A 19,641-nucleotide genomic window follows, 5' to 3' on the forward strand; every position below is an offset into this window, starting at 1 on the left:
AATGGGCCTGTTTGACACATTTTATTCTGATACTTGATTTTTGCAGTGAAGCCTGACTGTAATGCCAAGGGCTATCGGGTTGCGGCTCCCAGCGTCCACTTCGCATCAAGTTTGGCGCTCGTGTCTTGCTGGCCGCGGCCCCAACAACTCCTTCCTTCATCCGCCACTGGCGGCGGTCGGCGTTGTTGCCTGCTAGGGGGAGCTGGCAATGCGAAGCATTGACTGAGAGGGTTGTTCCTTTTAGTTCTTCAGGGACTGCATGGGAGCCGGCAGGCGGCCGCCGCGGTTGATGAACACCGAGGGGTCACGCTGATTGACCGGCATGATGGGACCATAGCCCAGCAGACCGCCGAAATCCAGGATCTCGCCTGCCTTGCGGCCGATGGCGGGAATGACGCGGACAGCGGTGGTCTTGCTGTTCACCATGCCAATGGCGGCTTCGTCGGCGATCAGGGCGCTGATGACAGCGGGGGTGGTATCGCCGGGGATGATGACCATATCGATGCCCACCGAGCAGACAGCTGTCATGGCTTCCAGCTTTTCGATGGTCAGGCAGCCGCACTCGGCGGCGTGGATCATGCCGTCGTCCTCGCTGACGGGGATAAAGGCACCGGAGAGGCCGCCCACATGGTTGGAGGCCATCACGCCGCCCTTCTTCACGGCATCGTTCAGCAGGGCCAGGCAGGCCGTGGTGCCGCAGCAGCCGCAGGTCTCAAGGCCCATCTCTTCCAGAATGTTGGCCACGCTGTCGCCCACAGCAGGGGTGGGGGCCAGCGAAAGGTCGATGATGCCCGCGGGCACGCCCAGAGCCTTGGAGGCCAGATTGGCCACCAGCTGGCCCACGCGGGTGATCTTGAAGGCGGTACGCTTGACCAGCTCCGCCACCTCGTCGATGGGAGCATCCTTGGGCAGCTTTGCCAGCGCGGCGCGCACAGCGCCGGGGCCGGAAACGCCGACGTGGATCTCACAGTCGGGCTCGCCGGGGCCGTGGAATGCACCGGCCATGAAGGGATTGTCCTCAGGTGCGTTGCAGAACACCACCAGCTTTGCCGCGCCGATGCACTGGCGGTCGGCGGTCAGCTCGCTGGCCTTCTTCACGGCTTCGCCCATCAGCTTGATGGCATCCATGTTCAGGCCTGCCTTGGTGGCACCGATATTCACCGAGCTGCACACGATGTCGGTCTCGGCCAGTGCGCGGGGGATGGACTCGATCAGGCGGCGGTCACCGGCCGAGAAGCCCTTGTGCACAAGGGCAGTGTAGCCGCCCACAAAGTTCACGCCCACCTTTTTGCCTGCGGCATCCAGTGCCTTGGCAAAGTCCACGGGGTCTGCATCGGGGCAGGCACCCAGCAGCATGGCAATGGGGGTGACGCTGATCCGCTTGTTGATGATGGGAATGCCGTACTCGGCGCTGATATGCTCCACGGCGGGCACCAGATCGGCTGCCTTGGTGGTGATCTTGTTGTAAATCTTTTCGCAGGCCTTCTTCGGGTCCGGATCAATGCAGTCCAGCAGGCTGATGCCCATGGTGACCGTGCGCACGTCCAGATTGTCCTGCGTGAACATCTCGATGGTCTCGAGGATGTCGCCGGTATTCATCATGCTCATAAGAGTATCCTTTCTAAACCTCTCCGTCATTGCTTCGCAATGCCACCTCTATTAAGGGAGCTGGCGCAAAGCGTCTGAGAGGTCTTGTCTGTTAGATGGTATGCATTGCGTCAAAAACTTCCTGACGGGTCAGATTGATCTGCATCCCCATCTCCTTGGCCAGAGCATCGGTGCGGGTGTGCAGCTCCTCATGGCTGACGCTGCACTTGGAGATGTCCACCAGCATGATCATGGCAAACATGCCCTGCAGAACGCTCTGGGTCACATCCTCAATGTTGATGTTCAGCTCACAGCAAAGGGCGGCCACTTTGGCAACAACGCCCACGGTATCGTGTCCGATGACAGTGATAAACGCTTTCATATTCCTTACCCCCATTGTTTCTGGTAAAAACCCCTCAGGCGCTTCGCGCCAGCCCCCCTAGTAGTGGGGCCTCTGGCGTTGCGTGGAGTTTTGCAAGTTCCCCGTTCCGCACAAACTGTATCATTCTGCCAAGGCCGCCCCTATTAGGGAAGGTGGCAAAGCCGTCAGGCTTTGACGGAAGGGTTTAATTTCAGTATAGCAGATTTGCCGATTTTTGAACACTCTTTTTGGAAAAAAGAGCAGTTTTCAGGCGGAAAAGACATTCTATACTGCTTTGATGTAAAAAACAAGATGCAAAGCGGCGATTCTTGTGCTATACTGAAAAATAACAGCGGGGCGGGTACGCCCACCCGCGCAAAACAAAGGAGAAACGACCATGGAACAGCTTTTGAAGATTCTGGAAGACAATGCGCGGCTGCCCATTGAGGACATTGCCACCATGCTGAATAAATCCCCCGCCGAGGTGGCGGCTATGATCGACCTGGCCCGGGCGCAGGGCATCATCAAGGGCTACAAGACCCTTGTGGACTGGGAAAAGGCCGGGGTGAACCGGGTGGAAGCCGTCATCGAGCTGAATGTCAGCCCCAAGAAGAGCCGCGGCTTTGATGAGATCGCAGCCACCATTGCCGCCTTTGACGAGGTGGAGAGCGTGCTGCTGATGAGCGGCGGCTATGACCTGCAGCTGGTCATCAAGGGCCAGACCTTCCAGGAGATCGCCCTGTTCGTGGCAAAGCGCCTGAGCCCGCTGGACGATGTGCTGTCCACTGCCACCCATTTTGTCCTGCGCACCTATAAAAAAGAGGGCCGCCTGTATCAGGACGAAGAGATCGATGAAAGAGAGTGCACGGTTCTGTGATGGATTACGATAAACTGATCGCGCCTGCCGCACGGGAGATGCGCCCCTCCGGCATCCGCAAATTCTTCGATCTGGCCGCTGATATGCCCGAGTGCATCAGTCTGGGCGTGGGCGAGCCGGATTTCAAAACACCGTGGGCTGTGCGGGAAGCAGGCATCGAGAGCCTGGAGCATGGCCGCACCCGCTACACCGCCAACGCAGGCCTGAAAGAGCTGCGGGCGGAGATTTGCAGATATCTGGAGCGCCGGATGCACCTGCACTACGACCCCCTGCGGGAGGTGCTGGTGACCGTGGGCGGCAGCGAAGCTATTGATATGTGCATCCGCGCCATCGTGCAGCCCGGGGATGAGGTGATTATCCCGGAGCCCTGCTTTGTCTGCTATGAGCCCATCACCACCCTGTCCGGCGGTGTGCCGGTGCATGTGCCCTGCCGCCAGGAGGATGAGTTCCGCCTCAGGCCCGAGGCCCTGAAAGCCGCCATCACCCCCAAGACCAAGCTCCTTATCATGCCGTTCCCCAACAACCCCACCGGTGCGGTGATGGAGCGGGAGGATCTGGAAGCCATTGCGGAGGTCCTGCGGGATACCAACGTCATGGTGCTTTCGGATGAGATCTACGCCGAGCTGAACTACGGCCTGCGGCCCCATGTCTCCATTGCCACCCTGCCCGGCATGGCCGAGCGGACCATTGTGGTGAATGGTTTTTCCAAGACCTATGCCATGACCGGCTGGCGCTTGGGCTATGCCTGCGGCCCGGCTCCCATCATCAAAATTATGACCAAGATCCACCAGAGCGCCATTATGAGCGCCCCCACCACCAGCCAGTATGCGGCCATCACCGCCCTGCGGGAGTGCGACGGTGAGATCGACAAGATGCGGGACGAGTACAACATGCGCCGCCGCCTGGTGGTGCACGGCTTTAACTCTATGGGCCTGACCTGCTTTGAGCCGCGGGGTGCGTTCTACGCCTTCCCCTGCATCAAGAGCACCGGTATGACCAGCCAGGAGTTCTGCACAAAGCTGCTGGAGCAGAAGCATGTTGCGTTGGTGCCCGGCGATGCCTTTGGCGCATCCGGCGAGGGCTACTGCCGTGTTTCCTATGCTTACAGCGTGGAGCACCTGACCGAGGCCATGAAGCGCATCCGGGAGTTCCTGAAAGAAAACGGCATCAACAGCGGAGAGCAGTGAGGAGGAAGACCGATGGCAAAACTGAACTGCGTGACCGTTCTGGCCCCGGCCAAGCTGAATCTGGCGCTGGATGTAGTGGGCCTGCTGCCCAACGGCTACCATAACCTGGATATGACGATGCAGGCCATTACCCTGTATGAGCGGGTGGTGCTGCGCCGCAGCCAGAACCTGAGCCTGACCCTGCCGGGCAGCCCGGTGGCCGCCAACGATTCCAACACGGCCATCAAGGCGGCGCTGGCCTTCTTCCACTACACCGGCCTGCTGGCGGGTGTAGAGATCACCATTTACAAGAATGTGCCGGTGCGTGCCGGCATGGCAGGCGGCAGCGCCGATGCCGCTGGTGTGCTGGTGGGCCTGAACGTCCTTTACGGCGCAAAGCTCTCCATGAGTGAGCTCTGCGCGCTGGGGGCAAAGATCGGCGCGGACGTGCCCTTTGCCCTGATGGGCGGCACCTGCCGGGTGCAGGGCGTGGGCGATGTGATGAAAGCCCTGCCGCCCTGCCCGGACTGCTGGTTCACGGTGGTCATGCCCGATTACGGCGTTTCCACCCCGGAAGCCTTTGCAGCTTATGACAAAGTGGGCAGCAGCACCCACCCCGACTGCGAAGCCCAGGAAAAGGCGATCCGCGCCGAGGATCTGGCGGGTGTGTGTGCCGCCGCAGGCAACGCGCTGGAGGAATGCAGCGGAGCCAGAGACAACGAGGCCATCAAGACCGCGCTGAAAGAGAACGGCGCTGTCACTGCCCTGATGACCGGCAGCGGCGCGGCTGTGTTTGGCATCTTTGAGAGCGAAGAAGCTGCCCGAAGCGCCGCCGAGGCTGTCAGGGCGCAGTGGCCGCAGGTGTATGTGGCCCGGCCCGATCGGGGCGGCGCGCGGGTCATCAGCCCGAAGTGGATGCTGTAATATGCATAACCTCCTTTCCAATGGGGAAAACTGCCCAAAGGAAAGGAGGTCTTTTTGTGCAGACCTTTTATAAAGTGTGCCTGATCCTGATGATTATTGGCGGCATCAACTGGGGGCTTGTGGGCCTGTTCCAGTTTGACTTTGTGGGCTGGCTGCTGGGCGGCAGCAGCTCCATCTGGTCGCGCATCGTGTTTACGGTGGTGGGCGTGGCCGCTGTCTGCGGCATCCCGGGGCTGTTTGCAGAGGAAACGGAAGAATGAAAAACGGCTGCTGCACGGAAAATGTGCAGCAGCCGTTTTTGTGGATCATTCAGTTATCCCACCCCACCAGATCGGGCAGGGTAAGGGTCTCGTCCGAGCAGTGGGGGTCTGCGGGGCCGTCGGTGGGGGAAGTGGCCTTTTCCACAGCCCGCACGATCTCGCTGATGGCGGCGCAGTCCTCGGGCAGGTCGGTCTGGCTGCGGCCCGAGTGGGTGAACAGGATCTTGCCCAGATGGCCCACCACCAGCGTCAGCGGCAGCAGCTGAGGGGCTTTGGTGTCGTAGTGGTAACCGGCATCTCTGGCGGCCTTGTAGATCTTCTGGGCCGCAAAGCTCCAGCTCAACAGGCCGCGGGTCTGCTCTACGCCCAGGTAGCCGTACAGCACGCCGGGGCCGTCGCAGATGACAGGAAAGGGGAAATCTGAGCCGTGGGTGGCCTTTGCCACCGCCTGCGCCGAGGAACGCACCACACAGACAAGCCGTGCCCCCTTGAGCTGGGGCAGCGTTTTCAGGTAGCGGGTGATATATTCGCGGCTGACAGGGTGGTCGAATCCGGGCAGGAAGATCATGCACAGCGGATGCTCCCCCTCGCACAGGGCGTAAAAATCATTGCCCGGCACCGTGGGGGTGTCGTAGGTGAAACGGGGGATGCTCGTCCCCACAAGATGTTCGCTTTTCATACCGCAATGCACATCCTTTCCATCATCACCAAAACCTCTCCGTCATTGCTGACGCGCCTGAGAGGTTTTCCTATAAAAAAATCCACACACTGGCCTTGTGGCAGGCCAGCGGTGGATGCAATGCTATAAAAAGATCCCGCCCGGTCGTCTGCGGCAATCAAACCTACCCTTACGGACAGGTGGGTGCCCTGTCGCCGGATTCACGCTTCCTCATCGAACCTCCATGGTCGACCCATGGCGGGGAGGTCTGCAATCCGCCGGAGAACTCCGGGCTCCCGTTGAATGATTAGTAGGATCATATAAACCGCAACAAATCGCGCCGGGCAGGAAGTCTTGCCTGGGAATCTGTCTGTGCAGGGGAATTACTCGATCTCGAACTGGTCGCTCAGGCGCTGCTCAAACAGCTTGCTGACTTCCATCAGAGTCTCGTCATCCTCCACAACGTCCAGATATTCGCCCTCGCTGTCCTCGCCCACGCTCAGGATGACCAGCTGTGCGTCCTCGTTGACATCCTCTTCATCCTCTGCGTATTCGACAACTGCAAGGTAATGCACGCCCTTATGGTCCAGTGCATCGATCACTTCAAACGTGACCTCATTGCCGTCCTCATCCTCAAGAGTCATCAGATCGGGCTGATATTCCTCTTCGGTGTTCGGGTTCTTGATCTCTTCTGCCATAAGATACGTTCTCCTGTCTATCCAAACCCAATCAAAGGGATGGTACTCAAATAAAATTACGCACACAGCCCGGGATCTGCTGCGTTCCCGCCGTCCCTTGCTGTGCTTATAGTGTAGCGTTTTTTTGCCTGCTCGTCAAGATGTTTTTCGCACAGAAAATGCGCGACAAATTTTCACGCATTTCCCTCTCGCTTCCCGGGCAGAAATATGCTATACTGAATTCTGCGTATCTCCCGCGTGCGGGGGAACTGCTATCAGAATATGAACGGAGGGATCTGTTTATGAATAAGACCCGTGTCCGGTTGGCGGCGCTGCTGCTGGCCGTGAGTTTTGCACTGTCCGGCTGCAGCCTTGTGAAAAACATCGGCGGCAGCAGCGGAGCCGGAACAAAGACCATCACCCGCCCGGCGGTGGAATCGGCCGAGCTGCAGTTCACCCACCCGGCGGCGGGGGAACCCGTGGCGGTGTTCGATACCACGGCGGGTGTGTTCCGGGCGGTACTCTTCCCGGAGCAGGCCCCGCAGGCCTATGATAACTTTGTGGGTCTGGTGCAGGCGGGCTACTATAACGGCCTGACCGTGACCCGTGTGGAGCAGGACTTTGTGGTGGAAGCCGGTCAGGGAACTGACGGCAAGGGCACCACCATCTGGAACGGCAGCCGCTACCCGGCTGAGGCCACCGACAAGCTCCACCATTATTCCGGTGCCCTCTGCATGGCGGCGGACTCCTCCGGCAAGTGCGCCAGCGTCTTTTATATCATGTCCACTCTGCCCGGCGGGGATTCCGTCACCCAGGAACTCACCGACCAGATGAACAGTGCAGGCTATCGCGCTGAGGTCGTCTCGGCCTACCAGACCGCCGGCGGCGCGCCTTACCTCGACTACACCGATACCGTGCTGGGCCAGGTGTACGAGGGGATGGACGTGGTGGACACCATCGCTCAGGCCGCCGTGGATGAGAACCAGAAGCCCACGGAAACGATCACCATCAACAGCGTCAGCATTGAGACATATCAGGCGCAGTAACAACTGAAAATGACAAAACCGGCTTTCCTGTGGCAGTAGGAAAGCCGGTTTTGTGCTGAATGGAGAGAATGGGGGATATATCGGTCAGCGGGAAAGGCCGCTGACCCCACTGGCAATGACACCGCCGTCCATGACGATGTCCGTGCCGGTGAGATAACCGAGCCGTTCGTCCAGCAACAGGGCATACAGCGCGGCAATCTCTTCTGGTTTGCCGTTCCGCTTGAGAGCGGAATGGGCGGTAAAGGTCTGGGCTTCGGCGCTTTCCAGTTGGCCCATGGGGGTATCAAAGTTGCCGGGGGTCACACTGAGGCAGCGCACCCCTTTGGCACCAAAGCGGGCGGCATCGGTTTTGGCAAACCAGATGACGAAATGCTTGCTGATGGAATAGGCCACACCGGTGCGGGCGTTTTTGGGCATCAGGTTGATGCGAGCCATCATCTTTTTCAAAAATTTTTCCCGGTCGGTACGGGCGAGGGGATAGACCCGCTTTGGCATGATGAAGGAAGGCGAGAGATAAGCACTCATGCTGGAAGTATCGATGACACAGCCGCCCGGGGCCATGACCGGGTAAAAGGCATCATTGATGTTGACTGTGCCCAGCGCGTTGGCGCGCAGGATGGCTTCCGGGCTGCCCATGTGGGGGCTCATGCCAGCAATGTGGAGCAGAGCTTTCACCTGCCCACGTTCCACGGCGTGCCGTGCCAGCTTTTCGCAGCTGGAACGGTCAGAGAGGTCGCAGGCAAAGGCTTCGGCTTCGTGTCCGGCTTCGGTCAGCTCGGCCACGGCGCTTTCCAGTTTTGCGGCAGTGCGGCCTACCAAAATCACATGATATCCGGCTTCACAGACCAGCTTGGCCGTGGCGCGGCCCATGCCGCTGCCGCCGCCGGTAATCACACAGACAGGTTTCATGGTGTACCTCCTCAGTGGATCTTGCCGGTGGCTTTGAGCCAGGCAGCGGTGTCGTGGAGTGTTTCGGCGTAGGGACGGGGTGCAAAGCCCAGCTCGTTCCGTGCTTTGGAGCAGTCAAAGCAGTTGTTCCGTTCCAGATTGTAGACGGCGAACTCCGTCAGAACCGGCTTTGTGCCCTTTTTTGCGGCCGATTTTTCCATCTGCTTTGCGGCAAGGTGGGCGAAGGAAAGGGGAAGGTAGAACTTGCAGCCCTTGCAGCCGGTATCCTCTTTAAGCATCCGGCACATTTCCTTCAGGGTGACTTCATCATTGCTCAGGATGTAGCATTCACCTTTGCGGCCCTTGTCGGCGGCGGCAATGGTGCCTGCGGCCAGGTCACGCACATCCACCATGTTGAAGCTGCCCGCCATGCCGATGGGCATTTCACCGTTCAGGATCTGGGTCAGGGTGCGGGTGGTCTGGCCGATGGCCGGGTCGTTGGGGCCGATGATGCCGCTGGGGTGGACAACGCAGACGTTCAGGCCAGCGTGGGCGGCATCCAGTACCTTCTGGGTGGCCATGGCCTTGCTGCGGCTGTACCAGCCTACCACCTTTTCCTCTTCATAGGGGACGAACTGATTCACTTCCCGGATGGGCTGCCCGGCGGGCAGCTCAGGAATAGCACCGGTGGAGGAAACGTACACGAACTTCCTGCATTCCGGGTGGTGCTTGGCGGCGGCAAGCATATTCTCGGTGCCGCCCACATTGACGGCAATTAGCTTCTCGCTGTAACCCGGGTCGATGGTGACCGTGCTGGCACAGTGGATGCAGACGCTCTGGCTGCCCTCGGGGATGTTGAAGAAAGCTTCACAGTCCTCTGCGCTGCACAGATCGCCCTCAAAAACCTCGACCTCAGCAGGCAGATACTTGCGGGCAGGATCCCCCTTGAGGACGAAGGCCCGGATGTGCTCCCCCCGTTCGATCAGCTGAGTGCAGATGTTGATGCCCAGGAAACCGGCCGCGCCGGTCAACAGATAAGTGGTGTTGATGTTCATATTCATTTCCTCCCGCTTTTCTCTCAAAGTGTACGATACGGTTTACAGCATTGCGGCCAGACCCAGACCCATGCTGTCGAACCCCTCAGAGACAGCCAGATAGGCATCCATCGTGTCCTCGTCGATACGGACGGGAGAAGAGGTGTTCCGGTTTTTGAAGCTGTTCAGAGTGGCAGCGAGTGCCAGACCGATGCCGTAGTTTGCACCGCCCTCAGTCAGGGTGTAGTAAGCGTCCAGCGCGGTCTCGTCCAGGGTGGAAGCGGTCATGTTCTTGCGGTTCATCATGGTAAGTGTCCTCCGTTTTATGTTTGAATGTTTGTTGTTTGTTCTGTTGTGGAGCTCCGTGCTCCCTTGCGATGGCTAAAGGATACCCGACCAAGGTAAACGCAAGGTGAATATTTCTGTTTATCTTTTGTTTATCTTTGGGTGTATAATAGAGCCATACCATAGAAAGTGAGGAGAACGCCATGCTGAAAATTCTGGTTGCGGAAGATGACGTGAGCACCAACAAGCTGCTCTGCGCCATCTTAAAGATCAACGGCTATGAAGCGATCCCGGCCTTCAACGGCGAAGCGGCGCTGGACATCATCGACCACCAGCACATTGACCTGCTGCTGTGCGATGTGATGATGCCTAAAATGGATGGCTTTGCCCTGACCCAGGCCATCCGGGACGGCGGCAGCATGATGCCCATCCTGATGCTGACGGCCAAGGCCCTGCCCGAGGACAAGCACACCGGTTTTCTGGTGGGTACGGACGACTATATGACCAAGCCGCCGGATAAGACCGAGCTGCTGCTCCGCATCAAGGCTCTGCTCCGCCGGGCCCGCATCGTGGATGAGCATAAGATCACGGTGGGGGATGTGGTGGTGGATATGGACAGCCGCACCGTGCGGCGGGGGATGGAGGTGCAGACCCTGCCGCCCAAGGAGTTTGAGCTGCTGTACAAGCTGCTGGCCTACCCGGAACGGACCTTTACCCGGATGGAATTGCTGGACGAGATCTGGGGCATCGACAGCGAGAGCGATGACAAGACCGTGAATGTCCACATCAACCGCCTGCGCAACCGTTTTTATGATTGGCCGGAGTTTGAGATCCAGACCGTGCGGGGCCTTGGCTACCGGGCCGTGAAGAAAGTGTGACCCAATGAAAAACGCATTCAACCGGCTGCGCAGCGGCATGGAGACCCTGAACCTGACCATGCTTCTGATCCTGAACCTCTTTTTCATGGTCTTTCTGCTGCTGGCCGTCTGCACCGTGCTGGTCCTGGCCGGTGTGGACGAGGGATTTTTCTATCACGATGGACAGGTCGAGCTCGGTGGTGCACTGGCCTTTGTCTATACCGTCTGCATCCTGATCGCTGTGAGCATGGTGGTGATGATACGGATGGTCTTTATCCACCCATTGCAGCGGAACATTGAGGCTATGAAAAAATTGGCAAACGGGGACTTTGCCGTGCGTGTAAATCACGCGGAACACGGCTATGTGCCCCGGGAGATGGTCGAGTTTGAGCAGAGCTTCAACAAGGCAGCGGAGGAGCTGGGCGGCACTGAAATTCTGCGGAAGGATTTTATCAACAACTTCTCCCATGAATTCAAAACGCCCATCGTCAGCATCAGCGGCTTTGCCGACCTGCTGCTGGAGGAGCAGCTGCCGCCCGAGGATCAGAAGGAATACCTGACCATCATCCGGGACGAGAGCAGGCGGCTGGCCGACTTGGCAACGAATATCCTGACCCTGAACCGGGTGGAGAGCCAGACGATCCTGACCGACAAAGCGTGCTTCTCCCTGGATGAGCAGCTGCGCCAGAGCGTGCTTGTGACCCAGCAGAAGTGGCGGCAGAAGGAGCTGGATTTTGATGCCGACCTTGTCCCGGCAGAGTACACCGGCAGCGAGGGGCTGCTGAAAGAAGTCTGGCTCAACCTGCTGGACAACGCCGCCAAGTTCAGCCCTGAGGGCGGCACCGTGGCCGTGAACCTGCGCAAAGCAAAAAGCGCCCTGATGGTCTCGGTGACCGATCAGGGCGAGGGGATGAGCGCCGACACGCAGGCGCACATCTTTGAACAATTCTATCAGGGCGACACCAGCCACACCACTCAGGGCAACGGTCTGGGCCTTGCCATGGTGAAAAAGGTGCTGGAGCTCCACGGCGGCAGTATCCAGGTGAACAGTGCCCCCGGGCAGGGCAGCTGCTTTACCGTGACATTACCCATATAAACGAAAAAGAGGCGCTGAAAAGCGTCTCTTTTTGCTTCCGGTTCAAATTTCGCCGGGGTGCTCTTTGCGCCAGGCGAGGTAATCTTCCAAAATGACCGTGGCGCTGACGGAATCCAGAATGGCCTTGCGGTGGGCACCAAAAGTCCCCACCTCGTCCAGGATATCGGCGGCTTCACAGGTGGACTGCCGCTCGTCCCACATCCGCACGGGCAGGCCGCTCCAGATCTGCAGGGTCTTGCCCAGCTTGCGGCTCTTCTCGGCGCGCTCGCCCTCGGTGCCGTCCATGTTGAGCGGCAGACCCACCACAATGAGCTCTGCCTTCTGCTCCTGGGCAATGCGGCAGACCTCGGCGGCCACCTTGGGCCGGGCCTTCAGGGTGATCTGCGGGGTGATGGGCGTGGTCAGGAACTCGGTGGGGTCGCAGACCGCAAGCCCCGTGCGGCTGGCACCGTAATCAACTGCTAGAATCTTCATGGGGAAGTGCCCCTCCTGTTTTGCTGTTTTTCCTCAGTTTACCACAGAATAGATTTTTCTTCAATTTTGCGGTACAATAAACTCAATTATTATCCATTGCGCAGGGCTGACCCGATATGCCAAAGGCTCTCCCTTCGGGAGAGCTGGCAAAGCCGCAGGCTTTGACTGAGAGGGTGAGCTCGTTATAGAAAGTGAGAAAACAATGTTACAGCTACTTCTGGGCGGCTCCGGCAGCGGAAAAACAACGCTGTTGTACCAGCGCATCCGCGCCCGGGCCGAAAAAGGGGAAAAAAGCATCCTGCTGGTGCCGGAACAATTCACTTCCAGCACCGAGGGCCGCATCTACCGTGAGCTGGGGGATGCCCTGTCCGGCATGGTGGAGAGTTTTTCTTTTACCAGTCTGGCAGAAAAGATCCTTTCCACCGAGGGCGGCGCGGCGGTGCAGACCCTCTCTGACGCAGGCCGTGCCGTGCTGGTGCGCCGGGCGCTGGAGGAGCTGCAGGACAATGTCCACTATTATCACCGCCACCGGCGCAGTGCGGCCTTTTGCCAGATGGCGGCTCAGACCATCGACGAGCTGAAGAGTGCGGGCCTTTCCGGCCGGCAGCTGGCACAGCTGGCCGGTGCCTGCGGAGCCGAGAGCGGTAAGCTCAGTGAGCTGGCCCTCATCTTTCAGGGCTACGAGACCCTGCTGGCCCGCAGCGGCATGGACCCCTCTGACCGGCTGGAGCTGGCCGGAGCCCGGCTGGAGGAAGCACTGGCCCGGCACAGCCTGCCGGAGTTTCTGCGGGACCGGGCGGTGTTCATTGATGAGTTCGATACCTTCAACGCGCCCAAAAAGCGGCTGCTGGGGGCCATGCTGGCGGCACTGCCCAGCGTAACGGTGGCCCTCTGCGATGACGGTGCCCCCCTGCTGCCCGGTGACCTGAGCCTGTTCTCCGGGGCCAAGCAGGTGGCGGCGCAGCTGCGCCAGCTGGCCCGGAAAAATGGGGCGGAGGTGGCCGTTCCGCAGCTTTTGCGCAAGGATCTGCGCCACCGGAACGCCCCGGGCCTTGCCGCAGTGGCAGAGCTGCTGGAAACCGGCAGCTGCACCGCGGATGCCCCGGCGGGCGAGGTGCGGCTCTTTGCCGCGCCCAGCCGGGAGGAGGAGGCCCGTGCCGCTGCCGGTGCCGTCCGGCGGCTGATGCGGCAGGGCGTGCGGTGCGGAAAGATCGCTGTGGTCTGCCGCGATATCGCCAAGTATCGTGCCGCTGTCCGGTATGAATTCCGGATGGCGGAGATCCCCCTGTACTGCGATGAACCCACCACCCCGGAATTCAGCGCCCCGGCCACGGCGGTGCGGGCCCTGCTGGAGATCGCCCGGGGAGCCGACCTGACCGAGAACCTGACCACCCTTGCCAAGACCGGCCTGTGTGCCCTGAGCGAGGAGCAGGTCTGCGCGCTGGAAAACTATGCCTACACCTGGGCCCCCACGGCGGCGGCCTGGCGGGAGAAGTTCGAGCGCAGCCCCAAGGGCTTTGGGGAACAGGAGCTGACCGAAGAGGACCTCCGCAACCGGGAGCGGGCAGAACATGCCCGTGCCCTGCTCGTGGGGGCGGTGGATGCATTCCGGGCCAAGGTGCGCGGGGTCAACGCCGAGGCCATCAGCCGGGCGGCGTATTTCTGCCTGAAAACGCTGGGGGCTGAGGAACAGCAGGCCGCTCAGGTAAAAGCCATCCGCGCGGACCGGGGCATCCCGGCGGCGGAGGAAGCCGCCCGGGAGTGGAACGTGGTCATGGGGCTGCTGAACGAGATGGCCCATCTGCTGGGGGAGCAGACCGTGACCGTGGCCGAATACGAGGACCTGTTCGGGCTGCTGCTCCGCTCGTCCGACCTGGGGCACATTCCCCAGACCCTGGACGCGGTGGTGCTGGCCAGCGCAGGCAAGATGCGTCTGGACGCGCCGGACTATGTGTTTGTGCTGGGGCTGGCCGAGGGGGAATTCCCGGCCGCGCCCGGCGAGGTGGGTCTGCTGACCCACGCTGACCGCGATGCCCTGATGGCGCAGGAGATCGACCTGCCCGACTGCTTTGAAAACCGTGTGGTGCGTGAGCAGGTCTGCTTCTACAAGGCCCTGACCGCTCCTGCAAAGGGGCTGTGGCTCAGCTGGCCCAAGGGGCAGGGGCAGACCCTCTGCGCTGCGCTGGAACCCCTCGTGGAAGCACTGGCCCCCGCTGCCCCGGAGCTGGAACTGACGGACCTTGCGGCCACCCCTGCAGATGGACTGGACTGTCTGGGCGGCGGCTGGCCCCTGACGGAGACCGAGCGTGCCAGCCTGACAGAGGCCCTGCACAACCCCGGCGAGACCGAGCCGCAGGGCCTTGCCCTGCTGCGCCGGATGGCCGACACTGCCCCCCGGCAGGTGCATGACCTGCCTGCGCTGGAAGCGCTGCTGGGGCGGAAGCTGCGCATTTCGCCCAGCCAGCTGGAAAAATATTATACCTGCCGTTACGGCTACTTTTTGCAGTATGTGCTGGGGCTCAGGCCCCGCCGCCGGGCCGAGCTTTCCGCCGACCAGAGCGGTACCCTGATGCACTGGGTGCTGCAGATGGCGCTGGACCCTCACCCCGGCCCGGACAACCCCATGGCGGCGCTGGAGCCCTTTATGGAGCTGGACGATGAGGCTATGGCGAGCCTTGCCGCGCTGCTGGTGGACGAGTACGCCAAACGCTATCTGCCCGAGGATACCGCCCGCTTTGCCTATCTGCTCTCCCGCCTGAAAAAGAGCATGACGAGCCTGCTGCTCTACCTGCGGGATGAGCAGCGGCAGTCCAGCTTCAAGCCCGTGGCCTGTGAGCTGAAGATCGGCCGGGGCGAGGATGCCGTGCCTGCCCAGGTGTATCACCTGTCGGACGGGCGCACCGTCCAGCTGGTGGGCACCGTGGACCGTGCCGACGAGTGGGTGGAGGAGGACGGCACCCGCTGGGTGCGGGTGGTGGACTACAAGACCGGCACCAAAAAGCTGGACCTGAAGGAGGTCTACTGCGGTCTGGACTGCCAGATGCTGCTCTACCTGTTCAGCCTGACCCGGGATAAAAGCGGCCGCTTTACGGGGGCGGAACCGGCGGGTGTGCTCTACCTGCTGGCCGACCCGGCCCCTGAGACCACCACCCGCGAAAAGGCGGCCCACAGTGTGGAATACAAACTGGACGGTCTGGTGCGGGACGAGCAGAAGCTGTTCGATGCCATGGATGCCGACGAGACCGGAAGATACCTGCCCTTCTCCTATTACAAAGGCGCGCCCAGCCCCTACCAGAAGGACAAGCGGGCAGACATCGCCAAGCTGAACCGCATCCAGCTGCATCTGGATGATCTTGTGACCCGGATGGGCCAGCAGCTCTATGAGGGGCAGATCGCCGCCGAGCCGCTGGTCGCGGGCCGGAGTCCCTGCCAGTGGTGTGATTACGGATTTGTCTGCTGCCACGAGACCGGCATCGGGGAGCGGGCGCTGGAGGCCCCCGCAAAGCCCTTTGAGGCTCCCGGGCAGCCCGAAGAGGGAGAGGAGGAACAGGCATGAGTGAACCCAAGTGGACCCCCGCCCAGCGGGCCGCTATCGAGGACCGGGGCGGCGCGCTGCTGGTGAGCGCGGCGGCGGGCAGCGGCAAAACGGCTGTTCTGACGGAGCGGGCTGTCCGGCTCATCACCGACCCGGAGCATCCCGTGGATGCGGACCGTCTGCTCATCGTCACCTTTACCAATGCGGCGGCGGCAGAGCTGCGGGCCCGCATCGGGCAGGCACTTCTGAAGCGCAGCCAGGCGGAACCCGGCAATGGCGCGCTGCGCCGCCAGCGGATGCTGCTGCAGCGCGCACCCATCTGCACCATCGATGCCTTCTGTCTGGACCTGCTGCGCAAGCACTTTCAGGCGCTGGATATCCCGCCGGACTTTTCCCCCGCAGACCCCGGCAGTGTGGAGCTCCTGCGGGCCTCTGCCCTGAGCGAGACGCTGGAAAATGCCTACCGCGACCCGGATTTCTGCGCCTTTGCCGACCTCTACGGCAAGGGCCGCACCGACCGTGCGGCGGGCGAGACGATCCTGCATGTCTACGATTTCCTGCGCGCCCTGCCCGATTACGACAAAAAGCTGGACGAATTTCTGGCTCCGTGGCAGGAGGAAAACGGCTTTGCCGCCACCTGCTGGCATGATCTGCTGCTGGCCGAAGCCGCCCGCAGTGCCCGGGCGGCAGGGGAGCTGTTCCGCGCCGCGCTGGCTGACTGCCCGGGCGACCGGGAGCAGGAGCTGGCCGATGCCGAGGAAAAGAAAACGCCCTCTGCCCGGGAAAAGGCAAAGAATGCCGTGCTGGAAAAATATACCGATGCCCAGGAACGGCTGGACAAGGCTGCCGCCCTGCTGGGCAGGGTGGAACAGCTGGCTGTGGCGGGGGAATGGACCCCGCTTTACGATCTGCTGACCCCCTATGTGCTGGGCATGGAGGAGCTGCCCGGCCTGAAAGGGATGAAAAAGCGGCTGAACGGCGAACACAAAAAAGTCATCCGCACCCGCGCCGATGAGGGCGCGGCCCTGTTTGCGCAGATCCTTGAGCTGATCCCCTGCAGTGAGGAGGAGGCTGAGGCAGACCGCAGGGCCGCAGAGCCCCGCCTGCGGGCGCTGTTCGCGGCGGTGCGGGATTTCGATGCCCGGTTCTCGGCCAAAAAGCGGGACCGGAAGCTGCTGGAGTTCAGCGACTTTGAGCATCAGGCCCTCCACCTGCTTCGTGACCAGGACGGCCCCCCCACTGCGCTGTGCGGGGTCATCCGGCAGAACTATGCCGCCGTGATGGTGGATGAATATCAGGACACCAACGCCCTGCAGGATGCCTTGTACCGGTGCCTTGCATCCCCGGCGGGGGACGACCTCTTCCTGGTGGGAGATCTGAAGCAGAGCATCTACCGCTTCCGGCAGGCAGACCCCAGCATCTTCCGGGAAAAACTGGACAGCTGGCCCGCCCTGCCTGGCGGCGCAGCGCGGCCCCGCCCGGCAGAGGGGACCCCCGGCACCGATGCCATGCTGGCGCTGGATGCCAACTTCCGCTCGGCTCCGCAGGTGGTGGAAGGGATCAACTTCCTTTTCGAGCGGCTCATGTCCCCGGAACTCGGTGACACGGCCTACGGCGACGGCCAGCGGCTGATCTGCGGGGCACCCGGGGAATACACGGGCAGCGTGGAGGCGCATTTCCTGCCCGATGACACCGCCGAAACGGACGCGGGCTGGATCGCCCGGCGCATCGAGGAACTGGTGCAGAGCGGCGAGCCGGTGCGGGACGGCAGTGCCACCCGCCCGGTGCAGTACGAGGACTGCTGCATCCTGCTGGCGGCGCGCATTGATTTTCCGGCCTATGTGGAAGCGTTGACCGCCCGGGGGATCCCGGTGTATGCGGATGCCCGCGAAAACCTGCTGGATGCCCCCCACATCCGGCCCCTCATCGCCCTGCTGAAGGTCATTGACAACCCGGCGCAGGATATCTATCTTGCCGCCGCCATGCTGGGCCCGCTGTTCGGTTTCACCGATGACGACCTTGTCCGCCTGCGGGCCAGAGCCGAAGAGATCCAGAAGCAGCAGGGGGAAAACGCCCCCCAGCGCATCAGCCTCTACGGCGCGCTGCTGCTCACCGTGAACAGCGGGGAGGACACCCCTTTTACCGGAAAAGTCCGGGCGTTCTATGCCCGGCTGACCGAGCTGCGCCGGATGGCCCGCAGTGTCCCGGCAGAACAGCTGCTGGAGGAAATCTTTGCTTCCACCGGCTACCTTGCCGCACTGGGCGTGATGGAAAACGGTGCCCGCCGCCGGGAGGATGCCCGGCGGTTTGCTTCCTTCTGTGCCGGGGCCGGCTCCGGCGGCATCTCTGCGCTGGTGCGGGCCATTGACGCTGCGGCGCTGGCAGGCTCCACGGGGCAGGATACCGTGCCCGGCGGCTCCCGCCCCGGCTGTGTGACTGTGATGACCATCCACCGCTCCAAGGGGCTGCAGTTCCCGGTGGTGTTCGTGGCCGATACGGCCCGTCGCTTCAATGCAGCCGATACCCGCCAGCCGGTGCTCCTGCATCGGATGTATGGGGCGGGCCTGCGCCTGCGCCCCGAGGAGGGCGAGGGCGCGTACAAGACGGCGGCTTACACGGCGCTCTCCAATGTCCACGCCGCCGAGATGCGCAGTGAGCAGATGCGCCTGCTCTATGTGGCGCTGACCCGCGCGCAGGATAAGCTCATCCTGACCGTGCCGCTGGGCATCGGAAAGACCTCCAATCCCTTTACCAGAGCGGCGGCCTTCCTTGAAGCCGGGGCGGGGCAGACGCTCTGCCGACAGGCAAACAGCTTTGCCGACTGGCTCCGCGCGGCCCTGCTCGTCCACCCCAACGGCGGCCCTCTGCGCCGACTGGCCGAGGATCTGGAACTGCCCTTTGCGGATACCGGGAGCACCATCACCCTGACGGTGCAGCAGGCACTGCCCGAGGGCGTGGAGCCGCCCGACCCGGAACCTGAGGAAAGGCCGCTGGCACAGGCAGACCCGGCTCTGACCGAGGCACTGCGGCAGGGCTTTGCCTGGCAGTACCCTGCGGCGGAGCTGGCCAGAGTGCCCGCCAAGGTCAGCGTGACCGGCATCGTTCACAAGGCAGAGCAGACCACGCTGGAGCGCCCGGGCTTTCTGGCAAAGGACGGCCTGACCGCCGCCGAGATGGGCACGGCCCTTCACGCCTTCCTGGAGCACGCCGATTTTGCGGCCCTTGCGGCGGCAAAACAGGCAGGCACGCTGGAAACGGCGATCCCTGCCGAGCGTGACCGGCAGGTGGAAGCAAAGCTCACCGCGCCCGAAATTGCGGAGAAGCTGGATGCAGGGCGCATCCGCCGCTTTGTGGAGAGCGAAGCCTTTGCGCGCATCTGTGCCGCAGATGAGGTGCTGCGGGAGCTGGACTTCATCACGGCCCTGCCTGCCGCCGAGGTGCTGACCGCCCAGGGCACTGACTCCGCCGACAGCGCTGCCGTGGCACAGGCAAAGGTGCTGGTGCAGGGCATCGCTGACCTGGTGCTGGTGTTCCCGAATCACCTGGAGCTGCTGGATTACAAGACGGACCGCCGAAAATCCGAGGATGACTTCCTTGCCGCCTATCGCGCCCAGCTTGACCTCTATGCTCTTGCCATCAGCAAGCGTTTTGCCCCGAAGCCGGTGACCTATAAGGGCATCTACTCGCTGGAACTGGGGAAGCTGATCGAGGTCAAGTGATGCTCTGTCCGATCTCTCCGTCATTGCTGGCGCGCGTTAGCGCGACTGAGAGATTTGATCCATCTCAGAATATTTTTCCCTGAAATCGCGTAAAAGTGCTTGACAGGGCTTTGTGGGTGTGGTAAACTATTCCGGTAAAGAAAGCAGCTACGGCCTGTGCCGCGCTCGCCTTGTGGGGTCGGAATCCCCGGGCTATA

At 61.7% G+C, this 19,641-nt stretch carries 17 protein-coding genes and 1 other RNA gene; 9 read left to right on the top strand and 9 right to left on the bottom strand.

The annotated features are described in order from the left end of the window. Positions 1-240: 240 nt before the first annotated feature. Together GXM22_RS03635 and GXM22_RS03640 are read right to left on the bottom strand one after the other, a co-directional pair. Positions 241-1,608, bottom strand: coding sequence for a PFL family protein (locus GXM22_RS03635; RefSeq protein WP_082210803.1), 1,368 nt, complete (start codon positions 1,606-1,608; stop codon positions 241-243). Positions 1,609-1,699: 91 nt separating this feature from the next. Continuing rightward, entirely contained in the window at positions 1,700-1,969 is a 270-nt protein-coding gene (locus tag GXM22_RS03640; RefSeq protein ID WP_035394907.1) for an ACT domain-containing protein, read from the bottom strand. A gap of 376 nt (positions 1,970-2,345) precedes the next feature. Between GXM22_RS03640 and GXM22_RS03645 the strand changes: the two genes are divergently transcribed. The 4 genes from GXM22_RS03645 to GXM22_RS03660 are packed head-to-tail and all read left to right on the top strand — an operon-like array spanning position 2,346 to position 5,175. Then, complete coding sequence (locus GXM22_RS03645) at positions 2,346-2,825, top strand: Lrp/AsnC family transcriptional regulator (RefSeq protein ID WP_005935606.1); 480 nt, start codon at positions 2,346-2,348, stop codon at positions 2,823-2,825. After that, the gene (locus GXM22_RS03650; RefSeq protein WP_005935603.1) at positions 2,825-4,012 is read left to right on the top strand and encodes a pyridoxal phosphate-dependent aminotransferase; all 1,188 of its coding nucleotides are present in this window, start codon (positions 2,825-2,827) and stop codon (positions 4,010-4,012) included. The genes GXM22_RS03645 and GXM22_RS03650 overlap by 1 nt, the downstream gene beginning before the upstream one ends. Positions 4,013-4,024: 12 nt before the next feature. Continuing rightward, on the top strand, positions 4,025-4,915 hold the full coding sequence (gene ispE, locus GXM22_RS03655; protein ID WP_005935600.1) for a 4-(cytidine 5'-diphospho)-2-C-methyl-D-erythritol kinase: 891 nt from the start codon (positions 4,025-4,027) through the stop codon (positions 4,913-4,915). Positions 4,916-4,971: 56 nt separating this feature from the next. Further along, positions 4,972-5,175 (top strand): DUF378 domain-containing protein, encoded by a 204-nt coding sequence (locus tag GXM22_RS03660; protein WP_227611521.1) that lies wholly within the window; start codon positions 4,972-4,974, stop codon positions 5,173-5,175. Between the two features lie 49 nt (positions 5,176-5,224). Here GXM22_RS03660 and GXM22_RS03665 read toward each other — a convergent pair whose 3' ends face one another. The 3 genes from GXM22_RS03665 to GXM22_RS03675 form a co-directional block, all read right to left on the bottom strand. Continuing rightward, positions 5,225-5,854, bottom strand: coding sequence for a thioredoxin domain-containing protein (locus tag GXM22_RS03665; protein ID WP_005935595.1), 630 nt, complete (start codon positions 5,852-5,854; stop codon positions 5,225-5,227). 129 nt (positions 5,855-5,983) lie between these two features. Then, a non-coding RNA gene (ssrS, locus tag GXM22_RS03670) (6S RNA) lies at positions 5,984-6,187 on the bottom strand. A 29-nt stretch (positions 6,188-6,216) separates the two neighbouring features. After that, on the bottom strand, positions 6,217-6,531 hold the full coding sequence (locus tag GXM22_RS03675) for a DUF1292 domain-containing protein (protein WP_005935590.1): 315 nt from the start codon (positions 6,529-6,531) through the stop codon (positions 6,217-6,219). Positions 6,532-6,812: 281 nt separating this feature from the next. On the opposite strand from GXM22_RS03675, the gene GXM22_RS03680 reads away from it, so the two are divergent. Then, a complete protein-coding gene (locus tag GXM22_RS03680; protein ID WP_035394906.1) occupies positions 6,813-7,556 on the top strand; it encodes a peptidylprolyl isomerase in 744 nt (247 codons plus the stop codon). 84 nt (positions 7,557-7,640) lie between these two features. Here GXM22_RS03680 and GXM22_RS03685 read toward each other — a convergent pair whose 3' ends face one another. Genes GXM22_RS03685 through GXM22_RS03695 form a run of 3 tightly spaced genes read right to left on the bottom strand, consistent with a single transcriptional unit; the run spans position 7,641 to position 9,784 of the window. After that, positions 7,641-8,465, bottom strand: a complete 825-nt coding sequence (locus tag GXM22_RS03685) for an SDR family oxidoreductase (RefSeq protein ID WP_005935585.1) — start codon at positions 8,463-8,465, stop codon at positions 7,641-7,643. Positions 8,466-8,476: 11 nt separating this feature from the next. Further along, positions 8,477-9,499 carry an NAD-dependent epimerase/dehydratase family protein gene (locus tag GXM22_RS03690; RefSeq protein WP_099357238.1) on the bottom strand — a complete coding sequence of 341 codons (1,023 nt, stop codon included), beginning with the start codon at positions 9,497-9,499 and terminating at the stop codon, positions 8,477-8,479. Positions 9,500-9,541: 42 nt separating this feature from the next. Continuing rightward, positions 9,542-9,784 (bottom strand): hypothetical protein, encoded by a 243-nt coding sequence (locus GXM22_RS03695; RefSeq protein ID WP_005935579.1) that lies wholly within the window; start codon positions 9,782-9,784, stop codon positions 9,542-9,544. Between the two features lie 182 nt (positions 9,785-9,966). On the opposite strand from GXM22_RS03695, the gene GXM22_RS03700 reads away from it, so the two are divergent. Both GXM22_RS03700 and GXM22_RS03705 read left to right on the top strand, forming a co-directional pair. Then, on the top strand, positions 9,967-10,641 hold the full coding sequence (locus GXM22_RS03700; protein WP_005935576.1) for a response regulator transcription factor: 675 nt from the start codon (positions 9,967-9,969) through the stop codon (positions 10,639-10,641). Between the two features lie 4 nt (positions 10,642-10,645). Continuing rightward, positions 10,646-11,716: a HAMP domain-containing sensor histidine kinase gene (locus GXM22_RS03705; protein WP_005935573.1), complete on the top strand. Its 1,071-nt coding sequence runs from the start codon at positions 10,646-10,648 to the stop codon at positions 11,714-11,716. 42 nt (positions 11,717-11,758) lie between these two features. On the opposite strand, the gene ruvX is transcribed toward GXM22_RS03705, so the two are convergent. Further along, a complete protein-coding gene (gene ruvX, locus GXM22_RS03710; protein WP_005935569.1) occupies positions 11,759-12,190 on the bottom strand; it encodes a Holliday junction resolvase RuvX in 432 nt (143 codons plus the stop codon). A gap of 202 nt (positions 12,191-12,392) precedes the next feature. On the opposite strand from ruvX, the gene GXM22_RS03715 reads away from it, so the two are divergent. Both GXM22_RS03715 and GXM22_RS03720 read left to right on the top strand, forming a co-directional pair. Beyond that, positions 12,393-15,746 (top strand): PD-(D/E)XK nuclease family protein, encoded by a 3,354-nt coding sequence (locus tag GXM22_RS03715; protein ID WP_005935564.1) that lies wholly within the window; start codon positions 12,393-12,395, stop codon positions 15,744-15,746. Continuing rightward, the gene (locus GXM22_RS03720; RefSeq protein WP_005935561.1) at positions 15,743-19,444 is read left to right on the top strand and encodes a UvrD-helicase domain-containing protein; all 3,702 of its coding nucleotides are present in this window, start codon (positions 15,743-15,745) and stop codon (positions 19,442-19,444) included. Before GXM22_RS03715 ends, GXM22_RS03720 begins: the two co-directional genes overlap by 4 nt. Positions 19,445-19,641 lie beyond the last annotated feature (197 nt).

Source organism: Faecalibacterium duncaniae, from assembly GCF_010509575.1.
In the GTDB taxonomy this organism is placed as follows: domain Bacteria; phylum Bacillota; class Clostridia; order Oscillospirales; family Ruminococcaceae; genus Faecalibacterium; species Faecalibacterium duncaniae.